Genomic DNA, 13191 nt, shown 5'->3' with positions numbered 1-13191 from the left:
AAATTCGCTTCCGGTTGCGGGCGTGCATGCTTATCTGGGCATGGCACGCCCGACGACCAGCCGAAGAGGATATCGCAGTGCCCGACGCCATCGAACTCCTGAAGACCCGCCGCTCGGTCAAGCCGCGCGAGATGACCGGGCCCGGCCCCTCGCCGGCCGAGCTCGAAACCATCCTCACCATCGGCGCGCGCGTGCCTGACCACGGCAAGCTCGCGCCCTGGCGCTTCATCATCTTCGAGGGCGATGCTCGCCAGCGCGCCGGCGAGGTGATCGCCAAGGTCTTCGCCCGCAAGAATCCCGGTGCGCCCGCCGCCGACATCGAGACCGAGCGCAAGCGCCTGATGGACGCGCCGCTGGTGATCGGCATCGTCAGCTTCACCAAGCCGCATCCCAAGGTGCCGGCGTTCGAGCAGGAATTGTCGGCGGGCGCCAGCGCCATGAACATCGTCACGGCCGCGACCGCGCTCGGCTACGGCGCCTGCTGGCTGACCGGCTGGTTCTCGTTCGACCGCGACGTGCTGGACGGGCTTGGCCTCAAGCCGGACGAGAAGCTCGCCGGCTTCATCCACGTGGGCACGCCGACCAAGCCGAGCGAGGATCGTCCGCGACCGTTCCTTTCGGAAATCGTGACGCGTTTTTAATCGAAGTCTTGTTGACGCTTCCGACGTCTTGCGGCTTTGTTCCCGGCGAGGGAGGAAGCCGGAATGAAACGTCGTGAATTTCTGGTCGGGGCCGCGCTGCTGGCCGGCTCGATGGCGCGAAGCCGCGCCGCCGACATCCCCGCCCCCTCCCCCGGCGGCCTCGATCGCATCACCGACTATTTCAACACCGAGGTGACGACCGGCCGGCTGGCGGGCGCGGTGCTCATGGTGCAGCAGCACGGCAAGCCGGTCTATTTGAAGAGCATCGGCGTACGCGACACCAGGACGGGCCTGGCGATGACGCCCGACACGATCTTCTCGATCCACTCGATGACCAAGCCGATCACGTGCCTCGGCGCGATGATGCTGATCGACGAGGGTAAGCTCGCCCTCACCGACCCCGTGTCGAAATACGTTCCGCTGTTTGCCGACACCAAGGTCGGCATCGAGCCGGATGGCAACACGAAGCTCGAGCTCGAGCCGCCGGTCCGTCCCGTCAACATCGAGGATCTGCTGCGGCACACCTCCGGCATCAGCTACGAATATATCGGCGCCCCCTGGGTCCTGCAGGTCTATCAGGCCGCCAATATCTTCGAGGGACCCTTCAACAACAGGCAATTCGCCGACCGCATCGCCAAGCTGCCGCTGACGCGCCAGCCCGGGACGCTGTGGCGCTACGGCCATTCCACCGACGTGCTCGGCGCCGTCATCGAGATCATCTCGGGCCAGACGCTGTACCAGTTCCTGAAGGCACGCATTCTCGATCCGCTCGGCATGACCAGCACCAAATTCGTGCTGACCACCCCGGAGGAGCGCGCGCGGATGGCGCGGCCGCTGCCGAACGATCCGATCCTGCTCGCCGGCGAGCGCGACCGCCTCGCCCATCCCGAATGGGAATCCGGCGGCGGCGGCCTGCTCTCGACCATCACCGACTACCAGCGCTTCTCGCAGATGCTGCTCAACGGCGGCGAGTTCGAGGGCAAGCGCTATTTGAGCCCGGCGGCCTTCAAGGCGATGACGACCGATCACGTCGGCCCCGGTTCCGGTGTCGGACGCGACTACTTCTACTTCCCCGGCGACGGTTTTGGTTATGGCTACGGCATCGGTGTGCGCACCGATCCCGGCAACGCGAAGCCGCCGCCGCCCGGCTCGATCGGCGAGTTGAAGTGGGACTCCGGCAGCGGCACCTATTTCGGCGTCGATCCCAAGCTCGACATGGTCTACCTCATGATGCAGCAGACCCAGAACGAGCGCAGCCGCATCACCCCCGCCTTCAAGGCGCTGGTCTACGACTGCTTCCCCGAGGGGCTACGCCGCCCGTGAGGCGCGCTGGCCGAAATCGGCCAGCAGCTTCGCGATCTCGGCAGCGGGCCGCGCCGCGCTGAACAAAAATCCCTGCACCTCGTTGCAGCCTTCGGCGCGCAGCCAGTCGAGCTGGTCTTCGGTCTCGACGCCTTCCGCGGTCGTGGTGATGTTGAGGCTGCGGCCGAGCCCGGAGATCGCGCGCACGATCGCACTGCAATCGGGGCGCCGCGCCAGGTCCTTGACGAAGGAGCGGTCGATCTTGATCTTGTCGAACGGGAAGCTGCGCAAATAGCTGAGGCTGGAATAGCCGGTGCCGAAATCGTCCATGGAGATGCTGACGCCGAGCTCGCGCAGCTGATGCAGCGTCGCCAGATTGGCATCGGTCTCGGCCAGGAAGATCGACTCGGTGATCTCCAGCTCGAGCCGCTTCGGCGACAGGCCGGACTGCGCCAGGGCCGAGATCACCACCTGGACCAGATTGCGGCTGCGGAACTGCGCCGGTGACAGGTTGACCGCGACCTTGACGTCGGCAGGCCATTTCACCGCTTCGGCGCAGGCTTCGCGCAGCACCCATTCGCCGAGCTGCGTGATGAGGCCGATGTCTTCGGCGACCGGAATGAATTCCGCCGGCGAGATCATGCCCTTGTCGGGGTGACGCCAGCGCAGCAGCGACTCGAAGCCGGAGATGCGGTCGGAGGCGATCGAGACCAGCGGCTGATAGTGCAGCTCGAACTCGCCGTTGGCAAAGGCACGGCGCAAATCGAGCTCCATGTCGCGGCGCTTTTGCGCCTGCAGGTCCATCTCGCGCTCGAAGAAATGGTGCACGCCGCCGCCGTCCGACTTCGCCCGGTACAGCGCCATGTCGGCGTTGCGCATCAGCTCCTCCGACGTCGTGCCGTCGCCCGGCGACAGCGCAATGCCGATGCTGGCGCCGATCACCATCTCCTGCCCGTCGATCTCATAGGGCGCCTTCAGCATGTCGATCAGCAAGGCCGCGCAAGCGCTCGCCTCGTTCGGGGAGACGTCGGCGGCAAGGATCACGGCGAACTCGTCGCCGCCGAGCCGCGCCGCGAGATTGGCGCCGCGGACCGCGGTGGTCAGGCGTTCGGCGACCTCCTTCAACAGGCGGTCGCCCGAGGGATGCCCGAAGGAATCGTTGATGTTCTTGAACAGGTCGAGATCGATGTAGAGCACGCCGACCCGCTTGCCTCCGGCCTGGTCCAGCGCCTGCTTGAGGCGTTCCTGGAAATATTCGCGGTTCGGCAGGTCGGTGAGCCCGTCATGATGCGCCATGTGGGCGATCCGCGCCTCGGCCTTGCGCCGCTCGGTGATGTCGACCACCGCAACGAGATAGCCGTCGCGATCGTCGAAGGCGACGCGGCGGCCGAAGGTGAGCACCTCGATCTCGCTGCCGTCGGCGCGCAAATGGCGCCAGTTGCGCGAGGAGTGATAGGTGTCGCCGAGGCGCTCGAGCGCCTCGGCGTGGCTGTCCCATTCGTCCTCCGGCCAGATCTCGTGCAGCTTCATGCGCAGGAACGTGGTGCGGCTGTAGCCGTAATGCTGGACCGCAGCGTCGTTGACGCTGAGGAACTCCTTGGTCTGTGCATCGAACACCCACATCGGCATCGGGTTATTGTCGAACAGCAGGCGGAAGGAGGCGTCGCGCCGTTTCAGGGCGGTGACATCGGAGATCGTCAGCGAGACCACATCGGCAAAGGCCGTGGCGCTCAGACGGAGGTAACGGCCGCCGTACTCGATCTCGAGCTGCTCGCCGCGGCCGCCGGAGACGGTCTTGACCAGGAATTTGATGATCTCCGGCGCTGCGAGCAGCGTGCCGCTCTCGCCGATCCGGCGCCACAGCAGGGCCGCGCCAGCGGCTTGCAGCAGCGCGGCGGCGCTCTTGTTGTGATGCACGATCTGAAGATCGAACGGCTTGCCCGCGGCATCGCGTAGCGTCGCCAGCGAGATCACCGCATCATCGGTCGCCGAGAAGATCGCATCCAGCAGATTATATTGCGCGCCGCGCTCGTTGACATAGGCGCCCACCAGCGTGGCGCCCCAGCGCGAGGCGGTCGGCAGTGCCAGCACATCATAGGTCCTGACCATGCCGTCGCGCACGCAATGCGCGCTCGCCTGATGCGGCCGCCCGTTCGCCAGCGCGCTGGCCACAGCTTCCGACAACGCCGTGGCGCAGTCCGGCGAGAGCTCGGCGACCGGAATGTCCCAGCGCTCCTCGCCGAGCCATTTCTGCACGTAGCGGCCGCTGCGCGACAGCTCGAGCGCGCCGTCGTTCTTCAGGAGCGCGATGTGATCGGCCAGCCGGCCGAGGCTACCGAGCATCACGTCCTCGTAGCGCGGCAGCCGCTCACCCGGCTTCAACGCCGCACGCCATTTGCGCTGAAGCACCGGGATGTCATCGAACATTTCGGCGGCCGGTTTTCCCGGCATCTTCTTCGCGGCAGTCATCGCAGTCCCCAACGCACTTTCCCCGCGCATCCAATGCAGGTGCACTTAATGGCGTGTAAAGAGCGCGCGAACGCAGGTTCCATTTCTCGATTGTGACAGTTTTAAGTCCGGTGTTGGTTAGTGGGCGTTAGAGACTATGACAGTTGGGCAAAATGCGCCCGGTGTGTGGACGCGCGAGAGCGTCGTCATTGCGAGCGCAGCGAAGCAATCCGGAATCTTTTCCGCGGAGGCAGACTGGATTGCTTCGTCGCAAGGGCTCCTCGCAATGACGGAGTGTAAGGCAATAGCTCGTAGGATGGGTAGAGCGCAGCGAAACCCATCGACGTTTCCCGCTCGCGGAAGCATGATGGGTTTCGCTGCGCTCTACCCATCCTACGCTCCTCGCACGCACGCCTTCGCATCCTCGCGGCTGATCTCGCCCGAGCTTTGCTTCCGTCGCCTCACGCCCCAATGAAAGAGGGCGCAGGGAAGACCAGGTGCCGGCCGGGCACCCACGGTCCACTGTGCGGAAGGTGGCAACAAGAATTTGCACAGCGGCATACAGGTGAAGCCAAGCATCCGGCCTTCCCTGCGCAGTGGTCTTACGGCTTATGTCGTGCTCTCCCCGGGGAGCGATGCACTATTGCCCCCGTCGTCCCCGCGAGATGGCTGATGCACGTGCCCGGTCGGGCCGCCGCATCACCGCTGGGACTTGACGCACAGACCCCGGGCGTCAGGACCACACGATTTTGCCGTACGCTGATGGCACCGGTCGTATGCGCGGGGTCCTTGCTCACGGTCTCCCGCCCTGCAAAGCTCTTCGCGCCGACGCCATCCGCGTCCACCGCCGCCCGGCCCGCGTTCGTGACGATCGCGATACGCCCCTCTTCCCAAGGGCCGGGTTGCGGCGATGGATACGCTGTTTCCGAATTTCGGTAAAGTGGAATATTTTTGGCCACGCTGGTTGACCGATCGCCGGGGTGTCTTGCCCGACGGGCAACACAAGGTCTTGTAGCCCGGATGGAGCGCAGCGCAATCCGGGGCCGCCATGTCCGCGGATGCGATCCCGGATTACGCGGCGCTCCATCCGGGCTACGGCTCTACCCCGCCAGCTTCTCGATCACCACGTCCAGCAGCGCTCGCAGACGGGCCAGGCGCTTGAGATCGCGGTGATAGCCGACATAGGTGTCGCGGCCGGGCGGCGGCGCGCCGATGTCGAGCGCGACGAGGCGCCGATCGCGATCGCCGATCGGACGCGGCAGCACGGCCAATCCGCCGCCCCCGGCGCAGAGCTCGGCCTGCGCCTGCCTGTTGTTGCTGCGCGAGGCGACCTCCGCGTTCGGCAGCGTGCGTTTCAGCCAGACCGCGTCGGGCATGTCGGCGAATTCGGTGTTCATGGTCACCACGCGCACGCCGCTTCCGTCGCCGACGCGCGGCGCCCTGCTGCCCTTCCGGCCATAGAGCGCGTAGGGAATGTGGAGCAGCTTGCGCGAGATCACCTCGGGCTCGCCGAACGGCTTGATGCGGAAGACGAGATCGGCCTCGCGACGCGGCAGGCTGTAGAGGCGCGCATCGGTCAGGAGCTCGACAGTCACCTTCGGGTAGCGCTTGCCGAAAGCGGCGATCACCGGCGACAGCATCACCGTTCCGAACCAGTCCGACGACGACAGGCGCAACAAGCCGTCGAGCTCGGTCTCCACGCCGCTCACGCGCCGCTCCAGCGCGAGCGCCTCCTCCTCGATCCGCTCGGCATGCCGCAGCACGGCCGTGCCCTCGTCGGTGAGGACGAAGCCGTCGGCGGTGCGCTGGAACAGGGTCTGCCCCAGCGCCGCCTCGAGCGCGCGAAGCCGCCGCCCCATGGTCGGCTGGGTCTGTCCGATCTTTCGCGCGGCAGCCCCGAGGGTGCCCTCGCGCGCGATCGCCAGGAAGATGCGCAGGTCGCTCCAGTCCATCGCAATAGCCCCATACAAAAATGCACGATAATCGTACATCCTTGTTTCTTCTCATGCAAAAATTCATGGGCATATTGGGGGCCGACAACGGGGCAAGGACGATCATCGTGACCAGACCATCGACGATGCGCGCAGGCGTGCTGGAGGCCCGCAATGCGCCGCTGCGCATCTCGCAGATCTCGATGCCGGAGCCTGGCGCCGGCGAGGTTCTGGTCCGGGTGCGCGCGAGCGGGGTCAATCCGCTCGACACCAAGATCCACGCAGGCGCCGCAGCGCATGCGCGCCATCCGTTGCCCGCCATTCCCGGGATCGATCTCGCCGGCGTGGTCGAACAGACCGGACGCGGCGTCACGCGGTTCAAGCCGGGCGACGAGGTCTACGGCATGACCGGCGGCGTCGGCGGCGTGCAGGGATCGCTCGCGGAGTTCGCGGCCGTCGACGCCGACCTGCTGGCGCTGAAGCCCGCCAATCTCAGCATGCGCGAGGCCGCCGCGCTGCCGCTGATCTTCATCACGGCCTGGGAAGGCCTGATCGACCGCGCGGCCTTGAAGGCCGGACAGAAGGTGCTGATCCAGGGGGGCGCCGGCGGCGTCGGCCATGTCGCGATCCAGATCGCGCATGCGCTCGGTGCAGACGTGTTCGCGACGGGATCGGCGTCGCAGCGCGCGACGATCGAAGGCTTCGGCGCCGTCTTCACCGACCGCGACACCGCGGTCGAGACCTACGTGGCAGAGCACACCGGCGGCCGCGGCTTCGACATCGTCTACGACACCGTCGGCGGCAAGGTGCTCGATGCGTCCTTCGCCGCGGTGCGCCGCTTCGGCCATGTCGTCAGCGCGCTCGGCTGGGGCATGCATGCGCTGGCGCCGCTGTCGTTCCGTGCCGCCACCTATTCCGGCGTGTTCACGCTGCTGCCGCTGCTGACAGGCGAAGGCCGCGCGCATCACGGAGAGATCATGCGCGAGGCAACGCGCCTGATCGAAGCCGGCAAGCTCGTGCCGCTCGTCGATACAAGGCGCTTCACACTGGAGACTGTCGGCGATGCCTATGCGTTGATCCGCGATCGCGCCGCCAAGGGCAAGCTGATCGTGGATGTCTGAGTTGCGAAGGTCCTGTAGCCCGGATGGAGCGCAGCGTAATCCGGAATTCTGTCCGACCAGATACAGCGGCTCCGGATTGCGCTGCGCTTCATCCGGGCGACGGATGACTGCGCGCAGCTAGTCCTCGCTGGACGCCGCGGAGCGCTTGCGCAAGTAGGCTTGGGACAGCAGGAAGAACAACGCGCGCTCGCCATGATATTTGGCGGCCGGCCGCGTGCGCTCGAAACCGTCGGCAAATATCTTGCCGGACTGGTCGCACACCTGCCACCGCCAACCGAACCGTTTGCGCCTGGTAAGGATCACTTCGAACATGCCGACGGGCTTAGTCCCTGCTCTTCCGGTCTCGCAGGCAACCAGCCTGCTCCGGCGTCCCCCATTGGACGGATGCCCGACATATAACGCAGCAGGATGGAAAGAGAATAAAATTGATTATCGGAATTGCGTGTCTTCCACCGGCGATGACGATGTCGCGACATCGCGGAATAAGCCGACGCTGACGGTGTTAACCGGCGCTCCGATGCAGCTTGGTAGCGCTCGCAATGCGTAATTCAAACCGGAACACAAGACGCAGAGCCCGGTAAGCGAACGCTCACCGGGCTCGCATGCAATATATGTTAGCGGCCGACCCGCGCCTGGAGATGGGCGGGATAGCGATCACCTTGAACAGCGACCTTGGCCAGCACCGCTGCAATCGCGGCGAGATCGGCCTCGGACAACGTTACCACGGCTGCGCCAAGGTTCTCCTCGAGCCGGTGCAGCTTGGTGGTGCCGGGAATCGGTACGATCCACGGCTTCTGCGCCAGCAGCCAGGCCAATGCGATCTGCGCCGGCGTCGCCTGCTTCGCGGCCGCAATCTCGCCGAGCAGCGCGACCAGCGTCTGATTGGCTTTTCGTGCACTGGATGAGAAGCGCGGCACAATATTGCGGAAGTCGCTTGCGTCGAAGGTCGTGCTTTCCGTGATCGCGCCGGTCAGAAAACCCTTGCCGAGCGGGCTGAACGGCACGAACCCGATGCCGAGCTCTTCCAGCGTCGGTAGGATCTCCTGCTCCGGCTCGCGCCACCACAGCGAATATTCACTTTGCAGTGCGGTCACGGGCTGCACCGCGTGGGCGCGGCGGATGGTCTGCGCACCCGCCTCCGACATGCCGAAATGCAGCACCTTGCCGGCCTGGATCAATTCCTTCACCGCGCCGGCGGTGTCCTCGACGGGCACCTCGGGATCGACGCGGTGCTGATAGAACAAATCGATGCGATCGGTCCTGAGTCGCTTCAAGGCGTCCTCCGCCACCGCCTTGACGTTGGCGGGCCGGCTGTCGAGCCCGGCCTCGACCTTGCCGCCGCTGAAGCCGAACTTGGTGGCGATCACGACCTTGTCGCGGAACGGCGCCAACGCCTCGCCCAGCAGCTCTTCATTGACGAACGGGCCGTAGGCCTCGGCAGTGTCGAAGAAGGTGACGCCGCGCTCGAACGCAGTCCTGATCAGTGTGATCGCCTGTGACGTCTCGGTCGCGGGACCGTAGCCGTAGCTCAATCCCATGCAACCGAGGCCGAGGGCCGAGACCTCCAGGCCGCTCTTGCCCAGTTTGCGCTTCTGCATCTGAAGCTCTCCTTTGAAGATGATGTCGGCTGCGAATTTAGGTCGCATGCGGGCCTGCGATTAGGTGATAAAAGCGGCATGTACTCATGATCCGGATTCATGAATGGCCCGTACCAACGTCAACGACCTCCTCGCCTTCCTCGCGGTCGCGCGCGAGCGCAGTTTTACCCGCGCCGCAGCCCAGCTCGGGTTGTCGCAATCGGCGCTCAGCCACATCGTGCGCGGCCTCGAGGAGCGGCTCGGCTTGAGGCTCCTCACCCGCACCACCCGCAGCGTCGCGCCGACGGAGGCCGGCGAACGCCTGCTGCGCAACGTCGGGCCGCGCTTTGCCGAGATCGAAGCCGAACTCTCGGCGCTGACGGCGCTGCGCGAGACGCCGGCCGGCAATGTGCGCATCACCACGGGCGAGCACGCCGCGCAGACCGTGCTGTGGCCGGCGCTCGCAAAACTGCTGCCGCGCTACCCCGACATCAAGGTCGAGCTCGTCGTCGACTACGGCCTGACCGACATCGTCGCCGAGCGCTACGATGCCGGCGTGCGGCTCGGCGAGCAGGTCGCCAAGGACATGATCGCGGTGCGGATCGGGCCGGAGATGCGCATGGCGGTGGTCGGCGCACCCGCCTATTTCGCGACGCGCGGCAAGCCGAAGCAGCCGCAGGAGCTGACTGAGCACAATTGCATCAATTTGCGGCTGCCGACCTATGGCGGAATCTACGCTTGGGAATTCGAGAAACGCGGCCGCGCCATGAAGGTGCGCGTCGACGGCCAGCTCGTGTTCAACACGGGGCTGCTCAGGATGAACGCCGTGCTCGCCGGGCTTGGTCTTGCCTATGTCCCGGAGGACATCGTCAAGCGCGAGATCGCCGACGGACGATTGATCCGCGTACTCGCCGACTGGTGCGCGCCGTTCGCCGGCTATCACCTCTATTACCCGAGCCGGCGGCAGCCGACGCCGGCCTTCGCGGTGCTGGTGGAGGCGCTGAGGTATCGGAAGTGAGGGGCGCTGCGCTCCCTCTCGTGCCCCGGACGCGGCGCAGCGCTGCTTCAGCGGTGCGCTGCAGAGCCGGGCCCCATCCATCGAAATGTTCGCTTGCGGCTTTCCGGGTCCCGGCTCTGCGGCACTGCGCGCCGCGTCCGGGACACGAAACTAGCGCGCGACCACTTCCACTTCGCCGTCGACGCCGTTGACGACGTTGAAGCCGCGCTCGTAGACCTTGCCCTCGTTCTTGGCGATGGCGCGGTATTCGCCTTCGGACAGCACGACGCGCGGGAAGGCGCCGATCGATTCCTTGATGACGTCGCCGCCGGGCGTCAGCACCGACCAGGCGGTGTTGGCGAGCGCCTCGCCGCCCCTGTCGCTGACGAGCTTGAGCGTGATGACGGCGGCGCGGTGGGTGATGGTGACGTCGGTGAGCTTGCCGGCCTGGACGCGGATGTCGGAGCGCACCACCGAGTTGGCATCGCCATAGTTGGAGATGATGTAGTAGGTGCCCTCCGGCAGCAGCACGACGTCGCCGGCGGCGACGTTCGGCACCAGCGAGGCACGCTCGCCGGACTCGAACTGGCTGCCCTTGTAGATCGCGAACGAAATCTGGTTCTGCGGAATGCGGCTGGTGCCGACGCGGCCCTCGATGCGCAAGCCCCCGGCGGGCAGCACGAACGACTCGCGGTCGGTCTCGGCCTTCAGGCTGACGGTGCGCACCGCGCTGACGAGGCCGAAGGCGACGTGGACGACGTAATTGCCGGGCGGCAGCACGATGTTCGGCGTGGCGCTGCGGTCCTCGCGGATCAGCTTGAAGGTGCCGTTCTCGTCGGGACGGTCGGCGAACACCCGCCAGACCAGGCCGCTGGTGATCGGCGCGGAGTCCTTGCCGTATCGCGCGGTCAGCGACAGCACGCCCTGGCCGGGCACGGCCGCATTGAGCGGCGCCGCCGACGGCACGGTCGTGACCGCGGGCGGCGGCATGCTGGGCGTATTCGGCTGGGTCAGGGTCGGCGGCAGGCTCGGAGGTCCGGCACCCGGGCCGGAGGGTGGCGCCAGGCTGACGGCCCCGCCGGGATCGGGCACCGAGGCCGGGGGCACCGGCGGCGGCCGATCCGAGAAAAGCTGCGCCTGCGCAGTGCTTTGGCCCGATATCACGAGGCACACGGCAAGGCCCAGCGCCGGCAGCAGCCTGCCGCTGCGCCGCCATCCGATGATGCCGTCACCCCCGCGTGTCATGTTCCCTGCTTTTCACCGAAAACGCGGCAAATTCAAGCCTCTGATACCCCAGGAAATACGGTCCCGGCCGGACTTGTGGAACCTGGCTGACGCCTGCGTGATTAGACATGAGGCAAACGCCTCTCGCCATACTCCTGCCCAGCGCCCTCCCCAAAGCGGCATAAACCATGCTTCGCCCCAGAGATGGCGGAGCGCAATGGGGGTGCCTAGTCTGGCGGTGGGCTGGCCCCCTGCGTAGGAGAGTGTACTGGTGCTCGAGATCTTGAAGGGCCGCGGTGCGAACGGCTCGAACGGTGACAAGGTTGGCCTCGGCGCGACCCGCCGGCCGATCATCGGCCTCGCCCTCGGTGGCGGCGCGGCGCGCGGCTTCGCCCATATCGGTATTCTGAGAACGCTGATCGCCAACGGCATCGTGCCCGACGTCGTGGTCGGTACGTCGATCGGCGCCGTGGTCGGCGGCCTGCATGCGGCCGGCCGGCTCGAGACGTTCGAAGAATGGGGACGCAGCCTGCAGGGGATGCGCAACATCCTCGGCTATCTCGACATCCGCCTCAACGGCTCCGGCCTGCTCGGCGGCGAGAAGCTGGCAACCCGGCTCGAGGCGGCGGTCGGCCAGATCCAGATCGAGGACCTCCCGATCAAGTTCGCGAGCGTCGCGACCGAGGTCCGCACCGGCCACGAGATCTGGCTGACGCGCGGCCGCCTGGTCGACGCGATGCGTGCCTCCTACGCCCTGCCCGGCATCTTCTCGCCGATGCTGATCGGCGACCGCTGGCTGGTGGACGGCGCGCTAGTCAATCCGGTGCCGGTCTCGGCCGCCCGCGCGCTCGGCGCCGAAATCGTCATCGCCGCAAATCTTTCCAGCGACATCTTCACCCATTCCACGACGATCCATTCGCATGGCGCCGCGCCGGAAGCGGTCACGCCCGCACCGGAGGAAGCGACCGCCAAGCGGCGCTTCCCGCGCCTGTTCTCGCCCGAGAAGACCATGAAGCGCGAGTTCTTCGGCGGCGCCGGACGGCCCGGCATCTCCTCGGTGATGGTCGATGCCTTCAACATCATGCAGGACCGCATCACCCGCGCGCGCCTGGCCGGCGACCCGCCGGACATGCTGATCACGCCGCGGGTCGGCCAGTTCGGCTGGTTCGACTTCCACCGCTCCGAGGACCTGATCGCGCACGGCACGCGCGCCGCCGAGCGCGCGCTGGAATCGATCCAGGAGGCGATCGAGGTGCTCGCGCCGGCGCCCGCGGGCCACGCGCCCAAGGTGGAGGAGTAAGGCGCGGCGAGAGCGAAGCCTCGTCGCGCGTCACGTGATTGTTCGCGCACGATCTTTTTTCCGGAACGCCGCGCTGCGCGCTCGTCCGGATCGGGCCCCGGTCAGGCCGTCTTGATGTAGTCGCGCAGGGCTTCCTGCTCGGTCTCGTATTCGCGGACACGCCATTTGACGATGTCGCCGATCGAGATCAGGCCGACCACCTTGCCGTTGTCGAGGACGGGCAGATGGCGGAACTTGCCCGTCGTCATCGTCTCCATCAGTTCGGCTACCGTGTCGGTCTCCTTGCAGGTCACGACCTTGCGGGTCATGACCTCCGACACCGGCGCTTCCAGCACGGCGGCGCCGCGCTCGCCGAGCACGCGCACGATGTCGCGCTCGGACAGGATGCCTTCCAGCCGGCTCTGGTTCATCACCAGCACCGCGCCGATCTTCTTCTCGCCGAGCAGCTTGACCGCGGTAGCCAGCTTGGCGTCGGGTTCGACGCTCATGATCTGGTGGCCCTTGGTGTTGAGAATGGAACGTACCGTCATTGTCGCCTCCCTGAATCGGAGCCGTCCGCCTTGGCGGCGGTCCCGGACTTGTTCGCGAGTCTTCAACTAACAGTTTCGGCGCGGGTTTCACGCTCGCGCGCTTGTCGAAGCGTTGCCTCT

At 66.4% G+C, this 13191-nt stretch carries 11 protein-coding genes; 5 read left to right on the top strand and 6 right to left on the bottom strand.

Going from position 1 to position 13191, the window contains the following annotated elements; genetic code table 11:
* The first annotated feature begins 77 nt into the window (after positions 1-77).
* Entirely contained in the window at positions 78-641 is a 564-nt protein-coding gene (locus tag JQ617_RS01640; protein ID WP_063682619.1) for a nitroreductase family protein, read from the top strand.
* A gap of 63 nt (positions 642-704) precedes the next feature.
* A complete protein-coding gene (locus tag JQ617_RS01635) occupies positions 705-1964 on the top strand; it encodes a serine hydrolase domain-containing protein (RefSeq protein ID WP_212023880.1) in 1260 nt (419 codons plus the stop codon).
* Here the strand turns inward: JQ617_RS01635 and JQ617_RS01630 are convergent.
* Together JQ617_RS01630 and JQ617_RS01625 are read right to left on the bottom strand one after the other, a co-directional pair.
* Positions 1950-4412: a putative bifunctional diguanylate cyclase/phosphodiesterase gene (locus tag JQ617_RS01630; RefSeq protein ID WP_212023878.1), complete on the bottom strand. Its 2463-nt coding sequence runs from the start codon at positions 4410-4412 to the stop codon at positions 1950-1952. The genes JQ617_RS01635 and JQ617_RS01630 overlap by 15 nt on opposite strands.
* Positions 4413-5491: 1079 nt before the next feature.
* Positions 5492-6343 carry a LysR family transcriptional regulator gene (locus tag JQ617_RS01625; RefSeq protein ID WP_212025942.1) on the bottom strand — a complete coding sequence of 284 codons (852 nt, stop codon included), beginning with the start codon at positions 6341-6343 and terminating at the stop codon, positions 5492-5494.
* A 107-nt stretch (positions 6344-6450) separates the two neighbouring features.
* On the opposite strand from JQ617_RS01625, the gene JQ617_RS01620 reads away from it, so the two are divergent.
* Positions 6451-7443: a zinc-dependent alcohol dehydrogenase family protein gene (locus JQ617_RS01620; RefSeq protein WP_349630589.1), complete on the top strand. Its 993-nt coding sequence runs from the start codon at positions 6451-6453 to the stop codon at positions 7441-7443.
* Between the two features lie 117 nt (positions 7444-7560).
* Here JQ617_RS01620 and JQ617_RS01615 read toward each other — a convergent pair whose 3' ends face one another.
* Both JQ617_RS01615 and JQ617_RS01610 read right to left on the bottom strand, forming a co-directional pair.
* Positions 7561-7755, bottom strand: a complete 195-nt coding sequence (locus tag JQ617_RS01615) for a hypothetical protein (RefSeq protein WP_063682615.1) — start codon at positions 7753-7755, stop codon at positions 7561-7563.
* A 302-nt stretch (positions 7756-8057) separates the two neighbouring features.
* Positions 8058-9041, bottom strand: coding sequence for an aldo/keto reductase (locus tag JQ617_RS01610; RefSeq protein WP_212023876.1), 984 nt, complete (start codon positions 9039-9041; stop codon positions 8058-8060).
* 103 nt (positions 9042-9144) lie between these two features.
* On the opposite strand from JQ617_RS01610, the gene JQ617_RS01605 reads away from it, so the two are divergent.
* Positions 9145-10038 (top strand): LysR family transcriptional regulator, encoded by an 894-nt coding sequence (locus JQ617_RS01605; protein WP_212023875.1) that lies wholly within the window; start codon positions 9145-9147, stop codon positions 10036-10038.
* A gap of 150 nt (positions 10039-10188) precedes the next feature.
* Here JQ617_RS01605 and JQ617_RS01600 read toward each other — a convergent pair whose 3' ends face one another.
* A complete protein-coding gene (locus JQ617_RS01600) occupies positions 10189-11262 on the bottom strand; it encodes an RgsD C-terminal domain-containing protein (RefSeq protein WP_212023873.1) in 1074 nt (357 codons plus the stop codon).
* Positions 11263-11512: 250 nt separating this feature from the next.
* On the opposite strand from JQ617_RS01600, the gene JQ617_RS01595 reads away from it, so the two are divergent.
* Complete coding sequence (locus JQ617_RS01595; RefSeq protein ID WP_212023871.1) at positions 11513-12541, top strand: patatin-like phospholipase family protein; 1029 nt, start codon at positions 11513-11515, stop codon at positions 12539-12541.
* Between the two features lie 101 nt (positions 12542-12642).
* Here JQ617_RS01595 and JQ617_RS01590 read toward each other — a convergent pair whose 3' ends face one another.
* Positions 12643-13071, bottom strand: coding sequence for a CBS domain-containing protein (locus tag JQ617_RS01590; RefSeq protein ID WP_212023869.1), 429 nt, complete (start codon positions 13069-13071; stop codon positions 12643-12645).
* Positions 13072-13191: the final 120 nt, after the last annotated feature.

It is taken from the genome of Bradyrhizobium sp. KB893862 SZCCT0404 (genome assembly GCF_018130885.1).
Classification (GTDB): domain Bacteria; phylum Pseudomonadota; class Alphaproteobacteria; order Rhizobiales; family Xanthobacteraceae; genus Bradyrhizobium; species Bradyrhizobium stylosanthis.
This window is presented reverse-complemented; position numbering and strand designations above follow the sequence as displayed.